Annotated in this window: 14 protein-coding genes and 4 pseudogenes; 10 read left to right on the plus strand and 8 right to left on the minus strand. The window is 47.9% G+C overall.

Features of this window, described 5'->3' with window-relative positions; translation table 11 throughout:
* Positions 1–57: 57 nt before the first annotated feature.
* From C2U47_RS16610 to C2U47_RS16630, 6 genes and pseudogenes are all read left to right on the plus strand, one after another.
* Positions 58–974, plus strand: a pseudogene (locus tag C2U47_RS16610) (IS5 family transposase).
* A gap of 473 nt (positions 975–1447) precedes the next feature.
* Entirely contained in the window at positions 1448–2362 is a 915-nt protein-coding gene (locus C2U47_RS16615; RefSeq protein WP_103261749.1) for a recombinase family protein, read from the plus strand.
* 101 nt (positions 2363–2463) lie between these two features.
* A complete protein-coding gene (locus C2U47_RS16620; protein ID WP_001809438.1) occupies positions 2464–3495 on the plus strand; it encodes an IS630-like element ISAhy2 family transposase in 1032 nt (343 codons plus the stop codon).
* A 39-nt stretch (positions 3496–3534) separates the two neighbouring features.
* The gene (locus tag C2U47_RS16625; RefSeq protein ID WP_158657416.1) at positions 3535–4419 is read left to right on the plus strand and encodes a zinc ribbon domain-containing protein; all 885 of its coding nucleotides are present in this window, start codon (positions 3535–3537) and stop codon (positions 4417–4419) included.
* A 508-nt stretch (positions 4420–4927) separates the two neighbouring features.
* Positions 4928–5161, plus strand: a pseudogene (locus tag C2U47_RS23360) (DUF4172 domain-containing protein); the annotation flags it as partial.
* Between the two features lie 66 nt (positions 5162–5227).
* Positions 5228–6055: a Fic family protein gene (locus tag C2U47_RS16630; RefSeq protein WP_233270792.1), complete on the plus strand. Its 828-nt coding sequence runs from the start codon at positions 5228–5230 to the stop codon at positions 6053–6055.
* Between the two features lie 75 nt (positions 6056–6130).
* Here the strand turns inward: C2U47_RS16630 and C2U47_RS16635 are convergent, their stop codons facing one another.
* From C2U47_RS16635 to C2U47_RS16650, 4 genes are all read right to left on the minus strand, one after another.
* Positions 6131–6391 carry a hypothetical protein gene (locus tag C2U47_RS16635; RefSeq protein WP_059169912.1) on the minus strand — a complete coding sequence of 87 codons (261 nt, stop codon included), beginning with the start codon at positions 6389–6391 and terminating at the stop codon, positions 6131–6133.
* A gap of 61 nt (positions 6392–6452) precedes the next feature.
* Entirely contained in the window at positions 6453–6863 is a 411-nt protein-coding gene (locus C2U47_RS16640; RefSeq protein WP_005303890.1) for an H-NS family histone-like protein, read from the minus strand.
* Between the two features lie 351 nt (positions 6864–7214).
* Positions 7215–7514 carry a hypothetical protein gene (locus C2U47_RS16645; RefSeq protein ID WP_005303889.1) on the minus strand — a complete coding sequence of 100 codons (300 nt, stop codon included), beginning with the start codon at positions 7512–7514 and terminating at the stop codon, positions 7215–7217.
* A 265-nt stretch (positions 7515–7779) separates the two neighbouring features.
* Positions 7780–9201, minus strand: coding sequence for an IS66-like element ISKpn15 family transposase (locus tag C2U47_RS16650; RefSeq protein WP_032495448.1), 1422 nt, complete (start codon positions 9199–9201; stop codon positions 7780–7782).
* Positions 9202–9640: 439 nt separating this feature from the next.
* Between C2U47_RS16650 and C2U47_RS16655 the strand changes: the two genes are divergently transcribed.
* The 3 genes from C2U47_RS16655 to C2U47_RS16665 all read left to right on the plus strand — a co-directional run bounded on the left by C2U47_RS16655 (position 9641) and on the right by C2U47_RS16665 (position 12199).
* A complete protein-coding gene (locus C2U47_RS16655) occupies positions 9641–9964 on the plus strand; it encodes a hypothetical protein (protein ID WP_021140715.1) in 324 nt (107 codons plus the stop codon).
* Between the two features lie 191 nt (positions 9965–10155).
* On the plus strand, positions 10156–10842 hold the full coding sequence (locus tag C2U47_RS16660; protein ID WP_103261750.1) for a heavy metal response regulator transcription factor: 687 nt from the start codon (positions 10156–10158) through the stop codon (positions 10840–10842).
* Entirely contained in the window at positions 10832–12199 is a 1368-nt protein-coding gene (locus C2U47_RS16665; protein WP_103261751.1) for a heavy metal sensor histidine kinase, read from the plus strand. The genes C2U47_RS16660 and C2U47_RS16665 overlap by 11 nt, the downstream gene beginning before the upstream one ends.
* A gap of 18 nt (positions 12200–12217) precedes the next feature.
* Here C2U47_RS16665 and C2U47_RS16670 read toward each other — a convergent pair.
* Positions 12218–13765: pseudogene (locus C2U47_RS16670) on the minus strand (IS3 family transposase).
* Between the two features lie 417 nt (positions 13766–14182).
* Here C2U47_RS16670 and C2U47_RS23795 point away from each other — a divergent pair.
* Positions 14183–14352, plus strand: a pseudogene (locus tag C2U47_RS23795) (IS5/IS1182 family transposase); the annotation flags it as partial.
* A 117-nt stretch (positions 14353–14469) separates the two neighbouring features.
* Here the strand turns inward: C2U47_RS23795 and C2U47_RS16675 are convergent.
* The 3 genes from C2U47_RS16675 to C2U47_RS16685 all read right to left on the minus strand — a co-directional run bounded on the left by C2U47_RS16675 (position 14470) and on the right by C2U47_RS16685 (position 17682).
* The gene (locus C2U47_RS16675) at positions 14470–16083 is read right to left on the minus strand and encodes an IS1634-like element ISAs25 family transposase (RefSeq protein ID WP_049636888.1); all 1614 of its coding nucleotides are present in this window, start codon (positions 16081–16083) and stop codon (positions 14470–14472) included.
* A gap of 187 nt (positions 16084–16270) precedes the next feature.
* Positions 16271–16804 (minus strand): cupredoxin family protein, encoded by a 534-nt coding sequence (locus tag C2U47_RS16680; RefSeq protein WP_087756363.1) that lies wholly within the window; start codon positions 16802–16804, stop codon positions 16271–16273.
* A 20-nt stretch (positions 16805–16824) separates the two neighbouring features.
* On the minus strand, positions 16825–17682 hold the full coding sequence (locus C2U47_RS16685) for a copper resistance protein B (RefSeq protein WP_005303868.1): 858 nt from the start codon (positions 17680–17682) through the stop codon (positions 16825–16827).
* Positions 17683–17685 lie beyond the last annotated feature (3 nt).

Raw genomic sequence — 17685 nt, forward strand, 5'->3', positions numbered from 1 at the left:
TGGAACTAACTGAGGACTTGGTGATCTGATCACCACCATCCTCTTCAAGTCTGCATCATGACCACATCGCTTCACACCATCACCAACTGGCCTAAATACAACAAGTCTTTGATTAACCGTGGTTCACTCACCTTCTGGGTTGATGCCGCCGCCATGAACGACTGGTTCCACCACGACTATCATGGGCGGCGGGGCCGCAGCCAGCTTTACACTGACCAGACCATCTGTACCTTCCTGATGCTCAAGGGGATTTTCAACCTCACTCTGCGGGCCACTTAGGGACTACTCTACTCCCTGTTCGAGTTGATGAATGTGCCGTTGTGCGCACCGGACTATAGCTGTGTCAGCAAGCGGGCCCGCACGGTGACAGCCGCCTATCGGCAGCCCAGCAAGGGGCGCATCACCGACCTGGTTATCGACTCGACGGGTCTGAAGGTGTTTGGCGGAGGCGAATGGAAGGTCAGAAAACATGGCGCTGAGGGCGGCGAGTCTGGCGCAAGTTGCATCTGGCGGTAGATCCGGTGACCCACGATATCTTGGCAGCAGAAGTATAATTGGAGAATGTCCATGATGCCGAGGTGCTGCCGACCTTGCTCAACCCTCTGCGGCGTAAGCTGGGAAATGTTTATGCGGATGGCGCCTATGACAGCAAAGCCAGCCATCAGTTTATCTCGCGCAAAGGGGCAACAGCCTGTATCCCGCCTCGCAAGAGCGCGGGGTTATGGAAAAAGGTGCATCCAAGAAATGAGGCCGTGCTGGTAATGTGCAAGGAAGGGCTGGCGCACAGGAAGAAGATATCGGGGTATCACCGTCGCTCGCTGGCGGAGACGGCTATGTATCGGTTCAAGCTGTTGCTGACGGGGAAAATCAGTCTGCGTAACTACAACGGCCAAGTGGGAGAGGTCATGGCGTATTTAAGCGCCATAAACAAGCTGAATACCCTGGGCCTACCTGTCAGAAAGTCCCGAGTGTAGCGGTTACTCGGGCTGGGAAGTCATGACTTGCTGGCTGATTTGGGAAACAACGCCAGTTTGAGAAAGAGCCAAATATCGCCCTGATGATGGTATGACTACTCTCCCAGAAGGCATGTGACGGGAGTCTTCGCTTCTTCGTGGCACTTTCTAGCCTGAAATATATAAGTGGAAATTAATGTTAGAGGGTATAGATAATTTCTTTCTTGTTAGGTTATTATTTTTTTTGATGGGGGTTGATATCTAGTTTTTTTGGATATAACCTTCTACTTAAATGTTTGCTAGTGGTTATATGCCGTGTATCGGCAATAGTGTTTATGTTCAGAAAATGAACAACGCTAAGTTATTGTGTCATAGCCGGACGGCTGGTCTAGACATGCCTGCTTTAATTTAATCCAACTGTACCGGTAGCGTACAAGTATAGTTGCGTATCTAGCATATATAGCCTCGTCATAGAATCAATTTTTGGAGATGTTATGAATTTAAGGTCGTCTGTACCAACTCTATATCTGTATAGTCGTGTAAGTACGGATAAGCAGGCCGCCGGTAATAAAACTGGCGTACAACGCCAGACTGAGGGGAAGTTGGTTGAGGCAACAAGGGAAAAATATAGTGGCATGCCTGTTGTTCATATGTCAGATAACGGAATGTCAGCCAGTAAAGGTGAAAATATCGAGCATGGATGTCTAGGTGATTTTATTGAACTATACCATTCAGGTCAAATTGCATCCGGCTCTGTATTGGCCATGGAGAATATAGACCGTTTCTCTCGCCTAGCGTTAACGGAAGCTAGTAAATATTTAACCAGTGTTCTTGCAGCTAATGTTCTTGTTTATACATGGATTGATGGGACTGTGTATCAAAGAGACAATCTTATATCCGCGATTTTTTCAATAGTTAAACTTGAAAGCAGCAACGATTATACAAATAGACTTTCTGCCCGAGTTACTGGTGCTGCACGTGTTGCTTTAAAGCGCCATCAGAATGGTGAGCGCGATCCGGATGGTTATCCGGCAGCGATTAATGGTTTCGGTAAAAATAAATTTTGGGTTGATACGTCAACTGGGTTTGTTCGCCCTCATCCATATTATTTTCCTGTAGTTAAGGAAGTAATTGTGATGATTCGAGAAGGGAAGGGACATATAACAATTAAAAAGTATTTAGATGAAAACTATACCCCCCCTACAATAGCTCAAAATTCTAATAAAGAGGGGTGGGGAATAAATCTTATTAAAAAGATTATCAGTGATCGAGCAGTTTTAGGCGAAAAAATAATTCATATTGATGGTCGCGAGCATCTGTTGGGAAATTATTATCCGGCTGTTTGCACTGAGGCTGAATTTGCACAAGCTAAGCGTGTGCGTAGTGAAAAAAAACAGTTTGCTAAATAGCTGTTCCGAATAGTAGATCACCGGAGGAAGGGAACTCAGTCCAGTTTGTGCGATCTGATTAGTCGCTAAACAAAACAAGCCACACCCAAAGGACTGAGTTGATGCCTATCCTACCACCTCTGCCACGACCACAACGGCGCCGCATTCACAAAATCATCCATGCCACCCGTGATAAAGGACATGCTCGTCGCTTGATGGCCATCTTGCTGTTACATGAAGGACGCACGATCACCGATGTTCATCACCTTACCGGCGCTGCGCGCTCGACCATCGGTCGTTGGCTTCGGTGGTATCGAGATGAAGGCATAGATGCGCTAGAAGCCTTACCGGCTGGCCGTGCCCCAGTCTTACCTATCGCCAAGATTGTCACCTTACTGGTGCTGCTCATGCAGTTTTCTCCGCAAGATTTTGGTTATCAGCGCAGCCGTTGGTGTACTGAACTATTGGCTATAAAAATCAATCGGTTAACAGGGCTCAATGTGGCAGCCTCCACGCTCCGCCGATGGTTACCTCGTATGGGCATTGTCTGGCGCAGGCCCGTGCCGACCTTGCGGATAAAAGACCCAGCCTATCAGGAAAAAATGGCGAATATCGACGCCGCGCTGGCCCGCTGTGATGCCGATAATCCGGTGTTTTATGAGGATGAAGTCGATATAGACCTCAATCCCAAATTAGGAGCCGACTGGATGTTCAGAGCGCAGCAAAAGCGGGTTGTCACACCGGGGCAGAATGCCAAGCATTATCTGGCAGGCGTTCTCCACGCAGGCAACGGAAGGGTACTTTACGTCAGCGGGATCAAGAAAAACTCATCGCTGTTTATTGCCATGCTGGAAAAGCTGCGCCACCACTACCGACGAGCCAAAACCATCACGTTGATCCTCGATAACTACATCATTCACAAAAGCAAACAGACCGAGCGATGGTTGAAGAAGAATCCCAAGTTCTGCCTGGTGTTCCAGCCAGTTTACAGCCCTTGGGTTAATCACATAGAACGGCTATGGCACAAGTTACATGAAACCATCACGCGCAATCATCAATGCAGAGGGATGGCAAACCTGCTGGCCCGAGTGAAACACTTCATGGATACCGTGTCTCCTTTCCCGGGGAATGGCTATGGCACAGCGAAGGTGTAGCACTATTGGGATCAGTTATTTAGTAAGTTGAAAAGCGCGATGGGCATCGTTACTGGAATGCGTATCGCAACTTGTGGGAACTGTGGCAGTTCGCTACAGGTCTACCGTAGCAAAGCTGGGAAAAAAGATGAAAAGCTCCGTTATAAATGCAGCGGAAGGTCAGACACTTCGGTGAAAAGCTGCACAGCTGCAACATTTGATAATAGATATTTTGAGTATGCACTAATGTTGCTGATTGGCAGCGTGATACTTCAGCCTAAGAAAAATACAAGTGAGAATAAAATTGCTTCGATTAAAAATAAAATAGAGTCGATAAGTTCAAAAATAGAAATTATGATTCAATCTGTGGGGGCGACCACAGAGGGGGATATACATATCCTGTTGACTGAACGACTAGATAAATTATCTAGGGAACGTAAAAAGTTGAATGAAGAATTGACCATTGAGATTAGTCATACAGAGGCTTCTATTAACCCAGATATATATATGCAGATACCACGTAATTTCATTGACTATAATCAGGCTGATATAAGAGATGAGGTCAGGGATATAATATATAAGACAGTGAAATCCGTAAAGGTACATTCTGTTACTAGCTGTTTCTACATACAGGTTGAGTTGTTTGGTGGAATGATGACTGATGGTATTGTTATTGACAATAAATATATTTCTGATTTCGGTTTTGATATGCACCATCAGCAGGAAAACGAGGATGCATTCCTAGCTTACAATAGATTTGCCAATAACTTCGAGTGTATCGATAAAGATGGAAGGTGTATTAGGATGTTGGACATGGTTAATGGCACACATTTTATCACCTCTGATGACTTTTATCTCAATGAAAGAGTAAGTACCTTAAAGAATCAGGCCATGAGTGAGGAAATGCGTGCTGCAATTGAAAAATTTGAAAGCTGGGTCCTTTAAATTCAGCAGAGAATAGGTAGGTTGTAATATTTTTGATTTTTGTTAGTGATTGATGTGTGGGATTTCTCTTATTTTCCTGAGAAGATAAGCAATGCTATATATTGACATCATGATGCGTACCATCAGGTATCTGAACAAGCAGACGAGGTGGCACGAGGGGGAGATACCCTAATAGTATTTCTTAGATGTGGCCCCATGCAGCGTAAGCTGCAAGCTCACCAAAGCCCTCAGAAACTGAGTACCCGCCTGAGTACCCATCTCGCAACTTATTTTGATACCGACCGCACTGATACCCCGCCTGGTCTATCTACTGATTGCTGTAGCGCCACCCAGCAGCAATAAATCCAGTTTTTCATTAGCCCCGGTCTGAGATTTTCAGCCTGGTTCTCCATCCTCATTACTTGCTCTGATAGTGTGCTGCATGTGTTATATTCGGCTCAAACATTGAGCCGAATGATGGGCTGGGTCGGCTCATTATTGAGACCCTAGCACGTTGGATGAGGAAATAATGGAACCATTTTGGATTTGGCAACAAGCCGACTGGCCCAATTTTCATTGGCGGGATAGCGAGATATTGCCCAGATTACGGCAGGTGCAACGCAGGTTGGGAATTCTAATCGGTAGTCATTCCAGGTTGGGGAACCCCGACCAAACGTTGGACACGTTATTGGCTAACATCATCGCCTCGTCCGCTATCGAAGGCGAACGTCTCAATGCCCAATCCGTGCGTTCTTCCCTGGCTAGGCGGTTAGGGGGATCAGAAACTCAGTCCTATCCCGTGTCAGATCGCTCAGAGGGGCTCGCGGCAATGATGCTGGATGCCATCGACAACCATGAACAACCACTGACAATTGAACGACTTTACCAATGGCATCGTTGGCTGTTCCCCGCCAACGAATGGTCGGTGCAGCGACTGAACGTAGGGCAGTTGCGAGGAGATGAGCCGATGCTGGTTGTCTCTGGGCGTGTTGATCGCCCTACCGTGCATTTTGAGGCTCCACCCAGAGCAGCTCTGGACGATCAACTGGCCGCGTTTATCTTCTGGTTTAACCAGACTCGGCATGATCCAACGATAGATCCCCTTCTTCGTGCGGCGATCTGTCATTTCTGGTTCGTGACCCTGCATCCCGTTGATGATGGCAATGGGCGGCTCACGCGGGCATTGACCGATCTCGCGCTGTCACAGGCTGACAGCCAGGGCATCCGTTTGTATGCCATGTCAGTCGCTATTCTAGAATGGCGGGCTGACTACTATCGGGCACTGGAGTCAACACAGAAGGGCACGCTGGATATCACATCCTGGCTTTGTTGGTTCCTCGACACACTGGATTACGCCATAGAGCTGGCATTACAGGTTATTGCTCGTTCTCTTGCCAAGGCTCATTTTTGGTTGCGGCACTGTCATGACAGTCTGAGTCCAGAGCAAACCAAAGTGCTGAATCGTTTACTGGATGGCGGCGAACAGGGTTTTGAAAATGGCATCAGTGCCAGTCAATATCAAAAAGTCGCCGGAGTCAGCAAGGCGACTGCCACACGCCATCTGGCTGAACTGGTGGAGAGGGGATGCATTGAGAAATTACCTGGTGGCGGACGCAATACACGCTATCAGATCTGCTTGCACACCGAGGGAGTTTGAAAAAGCATCGCCATGGGGCGTTAATTTCATCTGGTAGATGAGAGCTGCGATTGGTGTACAAATGACGCTATTTAGTTAAATGTTGACGCCATGATGTGTGCCGTCAGGCATATGAACGAATAGACTTAACCGACAGTCATGGCTCTCAACTAATCTTTTGAGTGATAACAAACTATCGAGAACATCGGGATCTATTGCAGGAACATCACCAGGCCCGAGATTTGAAAGCAGTTTGGTCACACTGAGACGTACCAGTTGCTCTTCGGCCAGCGCCTTGGCTCTCTGGACAACCTCGGGTGATTCGGATGAAATCATATCCTCCAATGTCCTCCCCATACGGTGCTCCTACTACAGATAGAATTAAAGGCCCACGCCGAGCAGGCATGGGCTCTCAGCATTAGATCAAGAAGTCATCCAGTGCTTTTCCAGCCGCAACAGCGTCTGCAATGGCCTTGGGCATGCGCCCCTGGCCAGTCCATGTCTTCTCCTGACCGCCTTCGGTGTACTTGTATTTTGCAGGACGGGGAGCGCGTTTGGCTTTGTTGGCTGAACCATCAGCTTTCGCTGGAGCCGCAGTGCCAACCAGCTCACTCGGATCTATGCCCGCTTGTTTCAGCAGCTCGGTAAACTCAGCCAGTTTTTGCAGGCGTTCAGCTGACTCTTCTCTCAATTTGCTCTCTTGCTGCTCACGTTCGGCATAGATTTCGTCAAATTTGTCTTTAGCCTCGACCAACTGCTCATAAGACAACTCACGCAGTACAGCTCGCAGACTACGAATATTCATCAGTGTTTTCAAAAAATCGTTCATTGATAGCCTCATGTATCACATTTTTATATCATGAAAATTATCTCTCAATCTCAGCATCAGCTCCACTGTTTTTTGCACCAAGATAGTTTGGAAATAGAATCATTCAAAAATCGTGAGCTAAATTGCGCTTGAATCTATTTAATAGCCTAGCTCCAATCTGCTATGAAACTATGTAGCCAAAAATTAAATCTAGGTGGTAGTGAGCGTTGAGACCATCTCACCAGATGAGCCGATGAAGGATCTTGTTCGGCTCACGAAATGAGCCGATTGAAAAGTATCATTGGCTCACAGAATGAGTCGATGATAAGAGATTTTTATCTCCATACAAACTAGAGTATGGGAGCATATTACTCATATTATTTCCCTATTAGAATAATCACGCCCAAATGTGTCTGGGTTTGCAGCCTCATAGTCATCGTCAAACATATGTTCCCCGCGATGCATCTCCCTCACTGTTGCGAGTGTACCGAAAAAGCACATTTCACACAGATGCACCTTATAACGTTCACCATCGTGACGGGAACCATAGCCAAAATCCGCCGATAACGAGCCGTATTGATTGGTTCCAAAATTCGTTTTTGTACTACGACCACAGACATCACAGAGAATGTCAACGACCTGCTCTGTTGGCACAATTTCTTTTACGAGCATGCTACGCTCCTAATCTGATGAGAATAGGAGTTATCATACGCGGACACACTATATATATTGCAACTTGTTTTGGTTACTTTCTGGTATCCATGCGAATGAGAGCTTTCACTTCGACAACAGTGGCGCCGATAGGAACACCTATCGAACTCAATAACTCGCCATTTTCAGTTCTGGTAACCTCGGGATCACCCTTATACCAACACCATTCTCGGCCAGTTTTTGTGTCGGCTGCCTCTAAGGGAAAGTGCGAACAAGTAGTATCTATTCACCAGGACGGGGTTGACGGCATCAGTTCTGCCGGGATGGGATAATCTGTCTTCTCGATGCACGCCCTGACCACGGCCCTCAACCACTCCTGTGGGCAGCGGCCCAATCGCTTGCCGGTCTCCACCAACGACAGGATGCGCTGGCGAAACAGCTCGCCCCGGTGAGACCACACGCCGTAGCTACCCTTGCGCCAGAGCACATAGCCACGCAGCGCCCGCTCCGCCTCGTTGTTGGTCAGCGCTATTTCGTCGTCAGTCATAAACCGCCACAGCATCTCGTCATCCCGCAGCAGCAACTGGCATCGTCCACGGTAGCGTTTGCTGCACAACAGGGCGCCGCGCTCCAACTGGCTTCGCCAGCTTTGCCGGTAACGCGCGAGCCTGCGCAGGTATTTCTGCTTGCTCAACGCACCGCTTTCCCAACGGTGCCGGGTACGAAACACCGCATCCGCCAGCAAGACCAACCGGGCACCGATGGGCTGGTTGCACTGCTCGCTACTCTCGGCGATGGCCACGAGATTGCGGGCCACGTGGGCCCAGCACAGTTGCCGCTGGTCGGCGTCGATAAACCGGTAGCCGGCGTACTGGTCGGTCACCAGCACCCCGTCAAACTCGGCGCCCAGCAGCCGCTTGGCCGCCTCCTGACCACGGCCATAGGCCGTCATGAAGCAGACGGCTATCTTGCTCAGCGCCAGCCACATCCAGCGGCGCTCTCCACCCCGCTGATGCCGGGTCTCATCGGCATGAACGTGGGTGGCCGTCTGCACCTGCTGCTTGATGGCCTGGTAGGTCGGGGTGAGCATGGCACTCACCCGCCCCTGCGCCTCACTGATGGCGCCCCGGCTAAAACTCAGGCCGAAATGCTGTTTGAGCTGCTGCTGTATCTGGCTGACGCTCTGGTGAAACTGGCCGCTTTGCAGCGCGATGTAGCTGAGCAGATTGGCCCCCATCTGGCTGCTGCTGACGTTGTCTGGCAGTGCGGCCTGGGTCGTGCCGATACACCGTGAGCAGGTCGCACGATACAGTTGGTGTTCGGTGACGAGATAGCTCACCTCGGGCAGCTCGAACACCTGATGAACCTGATAGGGTTTGGCATGGGCCACCATGTCCCCGCCACAGCAAGCGCAATCGGCGGCAGGGTAATGCGGGACCAGGGTCAGGCGGGCATCAAGCGGATGCCGCTCGCGGCGATGTCCCTTGTGACCGGGCTGCGCCCCCCGTTGCTTGCCGGACGCCGGACGCTTGCGGGCCGGCGGCGGTGCACCGGGGCCGTCGCTGGAAGGCGGCTTGGAGGAGTTGCCGCTGTGCTGATTGAGGCGGTCCTCCAGCTCGGCGATGCGGTCGAGGAGCTTATAAATCAGCTCGTTGGCCTGCTCCAGAGTGGTGGGCATTCCCGCGGAATGCATGGTGTTTTTGCTCATGGGGGGAGCGTATCTAAGGAGCAGGATCAAGCAAGCAGGAAAGTGGGATCAAGAGACGATCGTCTCATTTTTCCTGTGTCAATACTGTTCCGGTGAATACTTACAACAAGTATCCCACGAACAAAAAATGAAAATTTTAGTCATTTAATATCAATGGGTTACCAGTAAATGCTCTCGTGCCATATGACTTATTCGCACCTTCCCTAACAACATTGCAATAAATTTCATCATGCCATGCCCCTTAAGATATATTCAAAATATGGAAAACCAGGTGGTGTAAAATCATCTCTCATACCCCAATAGGGTGAATCATACATACTTGCCCTCTTAAAGATCTATATCCTTACGGTAATGTAATCTTGCTGACAGCAGCATGTAATGTTGATTGTATATAGTGATTAGCGATAACCGTGCAATAACAAAGAAATGAGGTAATCCAATGAAAATCAAGACCATCTTAGCTGCGCTCACCATGTTGATTAGTAGTTCAGCGGCTTTCGCTAATGCCCCAATGCCTTTCGATCTTAGAGCAGGGCATGGAGTAGTCTATGTAGAATGGAAAATATCTGCATTGCCTACTGACTCCGTGGACGTATCCACCCCCGATGGCACGAAACTGGGCGTTGTGAAGGCTCTCCCTGGTAAGACCAAGCAGTTAACACTTCCTTCTGATAAAAATATTACAGAAGTTATCGTGGACTATAAAGGAACCATTCATAACGTCTCTCTCCCGCATGGTATGGGAAGCGGTAGTAACCGTTAAGATCTTCCACATGTAAAAAACGGCCAGCTTATGCTGGCCGTTTTTTAAACATTAAAAATAATCATTCTAGATTTTATAATTTCGATATAACCTTCATTGAAACTCTTGATGCAGCTGGATTTTTTTTATTTTTTAGTGTATGTAGTAGCATAGACTACTGACTATCTTAATACTGCATATTGGAGAACATAATGAATATTTTAGTTGTTGAAGATGAGCCAAAGATAGGTGAGTATTTAAAGAAAGGACTCACTGAGTCAGGCTACATTGTTACTCTCGCCACAAATGGAATTGATGGTCGCTTTTATATACTTAGCCATGAATTTGACTTAATAATACTAGATATTATGTTACCTGGGATTAACGGATGGCAGCTTCTTGAGGAAGTTAGAAATATAAACATTCAAGTACCTGTCATGTTCCTGACGGCAAAAGATGGTGTCGGAGATAGAGTAAAGGGGCTAGAGTCTGGAGCTGATGATTATCTTTCAAAACCATTTGCATTCACTGAACTACTAGCCAGAATAAAAAACCTTCTTAGGCGATCCAAAGACAATCATATTGAAGAGGTTATATCAATTTCAGATTTGATTATAAACATCAAATCAAGAACAGTTAAGCGGTCGGGTAAAAAACTACATCTCACCCCTAAAGAATATCTATTACTTGAGTTATTAGCTCGGCGGCATGGTGAAGTATTACCTCGCTCATTAATTGCCTCTTTGGTATGGGATATGAATTTTGACAGCGATACAAATGTAATAGATGTTGCAATCAGAAGATTAAGAGCCAAGGTTGATGATGATTATCAAATAAAATTAATTCATACTATTCGAGGAATGGGATATAAATTAGAAGGTGCTGGCGATGAAGAGTAACATGCCTATAACTATACGTGCTATGCTTTTTGTTTCTGTCGCCATAACGATCAGTATGATTTCCTTGTTATTTTTGGTAGAGACATCTATCAAAAATCATTTCTTAGACCTTGATAATGAAACGATAGATAACAAAACGATTATTATCGAGCAGTTTTCAAAGCGCATAGATGCAGTTCAAAGAATTATCAATTGGGATACAATCAATCCTGACTCTAATTTTTATATCGAGATATTAAAAGATGGTAAAAATATATATAGGAGTAAACGAGACAGCTTTAATTTGAGAAAGTTCAGCAATACACTAATTCATGTATCTGAAACTGACACTTCCGCTCCACATAAATATCTCAGTAAAAACATTAATTTTAAAAAAAATGATAACTCCTATTCAGTCGTGTTCTATTTAGACTCAAGTGTTCACTCTCATTTTTTGTCTGACTTTAGGATGCAGCTATTAATCATAGTCTTTGGTGTTTGGGCGATCATAATATTGTCTACATACTTGGGTATAAGGCAAGGCCACAAACCTATTTATATATTAAGCAAACATATGTCGACTATTCAGGCTGAACAGTTGAGCTCAACATTAGAACCCAACCAATATCCGAGAGAGTTAAGGGAGTTGGTTGACTCATTCAATACCATGCTATCTAAACTAAACAATAGTTTCGTTAAGTTATCTGATTTTTCAGATGATGTAGCGCATGAACTAAGAACCCCATTAACCAATATAATCATGCAGGCTCAAGTTGGGTTAAATCAAGACAGGAGCATCTCCGAATATAAAGAGTTCCTATATTCAATTCTGGAAGAGCTTGAGCGTTTGGCAAAGATGGTTAGCGATATGCTGTGGATTGCCAGGTCAGACAAAGGTTTGATTTCTGCAAATAAAGAATTTTTAGATTCAGAGAATGAACTTTCTTCTATTTTAGATTTCTTTATGTATTTAGCAGAAGAAAAAAGCCTTACGTTTAACGTTGCAAATACTAATAAGATTATATTTGCTGACAAAATAATGTTTCGTCGTTCGATATCCAATCTGATATCTAACGCAATAAAATACTCAGAGAGCAACTCTGCCATTAGCATCTCAATATCAAACGATGAAGGAAATAATTCTATCATTGAAATAAAGAACAAATGCAAAGATATATCTTACGATGAATCCTTGAGAATGTTTGATCGATTTTATAGGACAGATTTATCAAGATCTAGCAATAACGATAGTGTCGGGTTGGGTCTATCGATTGTTAAATCGATAACCGAAGTTAATGGAGGAAAGGCTTGGAATAAATTAAGTGGTGACTACATTTCATTTTATTTATTATTCCCAGCTCGGCGTTTTTCAAGATAGTTGTCGCGCAAAGCTGTTTTAAGCAGCCTCTTTTTGCTCCGGCTCGGGTTTCTCGGGCCGCTCCGGATTTAGCATCACGGCACCGATAGGTGTCCAGTATCGCGTCTTGCCACTCCACCTCGCTGGGTGTTGTGCAGGAACGGCTGGGTCATTACAGCAGGGCTTTATCGTCACCCCGATGCCGCTCGTTGGGTGTGACGAAGCGGATACGGCTATGCCGGTGCTCTTCGTTATACCAGGCCATAAAGTCGCGCACCCACTCCCTGGCCGCTTCCAGACTGGCAAAGCCGTCTGATGGCCACTGCGGACAGTACTTCAGCGTCCTGAACAATGACTCCGAGTACGGATTATCGTTGCTGACCCGAGGCCGTCCCCGCGAGGGCGTGTCACCCAGGTCATGCATCTTGGTCAGCAGCGTGACTGACTTCATTGGCGCGCCGTTGTCCGAGTGCAAGACCAGCGGCTGCTTCCAGCACTGCTCGCGGATGATGCTCCGTTGCAGCAACGCCGCCGCCCGTTCACCGCACTCTTGCTCATGCACTTCCCAGCCCACCCCTTTGCGGCGGTAGATGTCCTCTATCAGATAGAGGTAGTAATACTGGCCGCGCACGAGTGACGGCAAGTAGGTGATATCCCAGGACCACACTTGATTGGGCCCAGTCGCGGTATGGCTGGTTGGTACCGGCACATGACGCGGTGGCTGGCTCCGGCCACGCCTGTGCTGCTGGTCAGCCGCCCGCAAGATGCGATAGAAGCTCGACTCACTGGCCAAGTAGCGCCCCTGGTCGGCCAGCCGTGGCACAATTTGACTCGGCGGCAACGAGGCGAACTCCTGGCTATTGCAGACGTCCAGCACGGCCTGCCGCTCCTCTGGGCTCAATGCATGAGCAGGTATGGAACGAACCGCATCCGGTCGCCTATCGGCACTCAGCTCAGGCCCGGCCAACCAGCGCTGGAGCGTGCGCAGACTCAGCCCCAACACCTCGGCCGCAGGATGCTTGCGGGCGCCAGCTTCAAGCGCTTCGCGCCACCATGCAACGTATTGCTGCCGCTCTGGCAACGAGGTCAGTTGTCCTCGTCGACGTTGCTCCAGTAGGCATCGAGCTTTTTTTGCAATATCAGCAGAGCTGCCGCCTCGGCCAGGGCCTTGTCTTTGCGCCGCAGCTCTTGCTCCAGTTGTCGGATACGCTTCTTGTCCGCTTTGGCCTGTGCCTTCTCCGCCTGTTGTAAGGTACGAGCGGATTGCTGGCCCAGAATACAGGCTTGGCGCCATTGCTGGACTTGCTCGGGATAGAGACCCTTACGGCGGCAGTACTCACTGAGTTCAATCTCGGAAAGCGCAGCGGTTTCCAGCACGACGGCGAACTTGGCCTCGGCGGGCCATTCATCGGTCAGTTTGTTGTCCCCGGGCACAGGAGACCCTCCGTCTTTGGCGTGTTTGCGCCAATTATACAGAGTGACCTCGCTGATGTTTTCCTGCCGAGCCAACTCGGCCACCGACATATTGATGGGCGGCAGCAGCTTCTTGAGCAAAGCAGCCTTGCGCTCACTTGAATAACGAGCCATTCGACACTCTTTATCCGCCCCCGGTCTTCACATTTAGATTATTCAGATTAGGCGACAACTATTCTGACACCGGGGGACTGGAAACAATACAACCTGGCGTTGGCTCAACATAGTTTTCCTGACCATCTGAAGGAATGAACACGTCTTCAGGCGGCATCCATCATGGCTGGGATTCTGCGTTAATATTCAAGCCCATATTCAGGCTGCTCCTGCAAGCCCTGGATAGCTTCATCAACTTGCTGTTCACTGGCTGCCCCACTCCAGTAACCAGGCTACAGTTCTATTAACAAACCAGCTAATATGGAGGATATAAACTACGAGTAGCCGACCGCTGGTGTATCAGGTGATTGATGCAATTCGACTCTAAATCCATAGCGAATGCGAATGAAAGCGTATAACTACAGCGAGGAGAAGTAGCGGTTTTGGCGCAGGTTTCATTCAATTGTTGATGTGGCCACCTATCAGCTGAGGCCCGCCTGGAGACGGTTGTACCGACCTTGCTCAATCACTTGCGGCGCAAGATAGAGCAGGTTAGTGTTGATGGTTACCATGGCACCAAAGCGTGTCACCTCCTTCTGAAAAATAGGGAGCAGGGCCATTTTTTCTCACAGTAGCTCTATTTATTAACTTCAATGTATGTTCTTCCTGCTTCTTATAAAAAGCAGTTGATTATGTTAATTTTTATCCGACATTCCGCACCTGATTTAGGAATAAATTTGCCGATAGCGCTCACCCAATACCTCCAAAATGATCTGCTGGTCTCCTGTTAGCTCCGTTACTTGTGGCGGAGCTTCTCCCAGTCGATATTCATGGATGCCACCAAAGCGCAAAAAGATCCAACGGGCCGTCGGCTGCTGGGTCGGTTTCTTTTTCATATCCGCCACACTGCGATTCTGCTCCACTAATCCCTGCCGGATCCGGTGCTCCAACGCTGCGTAAATCATCAGGCTACAGGTCATCACCATGAGCAACGCTTCAATCCGCTCCGGCTTTTTCAGGTACAGTGAGGAGGTTAAAAACTCCGGGCTCTTGAGAAAACGAAAGCCCCGTTCGACATTCTGCTGCGCTTTATAGGTGGCCAAAAGTTCGGCCATGGTCAGCGTATCGCTGTGGTCATTGGTCGCCAGGATGAACACCCCGGTCTGGTTGTGGGCCTCTTCAACGCAAGCCAGGCTAGTTGCCGCCAACCCAGTGATTTGAAACTGATGGCCAATTGGCTCTTCGCCACGCTTGGGTCTGCCACGTCCTGTATAAACGGGTTCACCTACCACTTCGGCATCCAGTTGCAGCAGCATCAAGCTGGCGGTAAAACAGCTCAACTCAGCTTGGGCATCCGCCTCACAAGCAAAGCGTCGGGCACACAATTTGGCGAAGGCTTTGAGCTCGCGGGTACTGTCTTTGAGCAGGTTTTTGGCCAATGTCTGCTGCTCGCGGTGGCTGGCTTGTTCGCTGCGCACCAGCAACCAACGTTGCGCGACCCCGGCATAATTCGCGTGTTGCCAACGGCCATGATAGCCATTGCCCAGAGCGGTCAGCGGTTGTGCACCTATGGTTGCCACGGCCTGCTTTGCCTCATTGAGAGTGACGGGCACCCGGGTCACAAATAGTTGCTGCTGTTGCGCCAGTAATTGCAAGGTATCGGCGCAGTACAGTGCGGCATCGCCGACCAGATAACGGCACTCCTGCGCGGCCTTGAGACTGCTCAAATGGCGACGAACGGTCTGGGCAAAGGCTTTGGTGTCATTACTATTGCCGCTCAGGGCCTGCATATAGACAGGTAGGCCGGCCTGATTTTCACAGATGAGCTCAAGGATCACTTGATTCAGCTCTGGCCGGTGATCACGACTATAACCACGCACCAGTTGCAGCTTACCGACCAGATCCCCATCGGCACAGTCATAGGCGCCATCGACGTGGAAGCTGGTAATATCGAGGTGCACTGCGGTGCTTTTGAGCCCCAGCCGCTCGACAACTTGCGCCGCCATCACCTGATACAAGGCGCTGACATCGGCCTCAAAGAGGGCATCGAGACAGCGACCGAGCACATCATCATTGAGGTCATCAGCACAGATCCCGGGGCCAATCAGGCGCTCAACCGGCTTGTTAGCGAAGAATTGCGGGAACATGTGCAGGGTGCTGCTGTGAAAGCCGAGGCCGTTCACTATCATGGCGACCAAGGCTTCACCATGTGAGACCTTGAAAGGCGGGGTTTTGGGGAGCAAGGCATCGATCATGCGGGCAATGCCCAGTTCCTGGCAGAGTGCGGCGACCAAACCAAGGTGATCGAGGTTACGGATCGAGATAGCGGGTGCGGCCATGATGATCTACCTGCAAAAGAGAGTAATAGATCAGAACGGCCGATCGCCGTCAAGCACTGAAAATAGCAAAATCAGGTGCGGAATGACGGTTTTATCATTATCCGTAAAGTTTAGAACTGAATTATGAAAATCAAAGAGGGGCCTGAACAGGCCCCTCTTTGATTTTCATATAGGCTCAGATAGCCTCTTATTTAACGACAACCTCTCCAACCATACCAGCTTCCATATGACCAGGTACAAGACAAGCAAATGATACTGTACCTGCTTTATCAAATTTCCATAGCACTGCACTCTTCTGACTGGGTGCAAGAGAGATCATGTTTGGCATGCTATGTTTCATCTGCATACCTTGCATTTGTTGCATCATTCCCGCATGCTCTTTGAGCTCTGAGGTTGTTCCGAGAACGAACTCATGTGGTAGTTTTCCATTATTCTTTATAAAGAATCGGATTGTTTCACCTTGTTTGACCGATATCGTTTTCGGTGTAAACCGCATGGTGTCATCCATAGATACGTCAATGGTTCTAGACACATCTTTGGCAACACCAGGGGAACCAGCCATACTCCCCATGTCATGCCCCATAGGAGCTGGATTCCCCTTCATTGAACTCATGTCATGGTTCATGCCATTCTTCATTGAGTTCATGTCATGACCTTGCTCAGAAGCCATCACACCCGTAGAAATTACTATCACAGCAGCAGTAATCATTTTGAATTTCATACATTACCTTCCTTATGTAATCAGAACCAGAATCTGGCACCTGCAATAAATCTCGTATCAGATGTACTCTCCCCATGATCTTTTGCTAGATCGTATGTATTGCCAGCGAGAGTTTTCCATTCAACGCCTATGTAAGGAGCAAACTGCCTACTTATTTCATAACGTAACCGCAAGCCAGTGCTGATGTCTGAGATACCTCGCCCAACAGACATATCATCATTATCTTTACTGTAAATATTCATTGCAGCTTGGGGCTGTAGTATCAATTTCTGAGTAAGTAAGAGGTCATATTCCGCCTCTAGGCTTAAAAGCATTAGACCATGCTGATCTACAAATAAAGAGGAGTCAACCTCAAACCAATATGGCGCTAATCCTTGTAGGCCAAGGGCAAGCCATCCTTTATCGCTTCTAGATTGATATGTATCATATCTTGCTCCAAAAAGGATGTCCCAGTATGCAGATGTAGCATACCCATAAAGAACTTGGTTTTCTGTATCCTGTAATGAATTTTTATATTCACCTTCAGATTTAAACCATATTTTTTGATAGTCTTTCCCTACCCAAGCAAGGGCTTTGTAGGAAGCATAATTTTCCTCTCGTCCATTTGAATATTCAAGCCTGTCAATTAACAGAGAAGAAAAGGTATGTTCATCTGCTAAGGAAAGCTGCTCTCTGCCTTCAAAAAGGCTTGGGCCTGAACTAAGTGTGAGTCCATCAGAATATTCATCAGGGCTTCTTTGTTCGCTATCCTCAGATGCGGTTAAATCAGGGTGATAGCCGCTAACAGCATCTTTTGACTCCTCAGAAAAAGAAAGAGAAGCAAATAACCCAAGGCTGATCAACCATATTCCATTTTTTACTATACTTTGAATTAGCATTAT

Origin of the sequence: Aeromonas sp. ASNIH7, from assembly GCF_002903485.1 — a bacterium.
GTDB classification, from domain to species: domain Bacteria; phylum Pseudomonadota; class Gammaproteobacteria; order Enterobacterales; family Aeromonadaceae; genus Aeromonas; species Aeromonas caviae.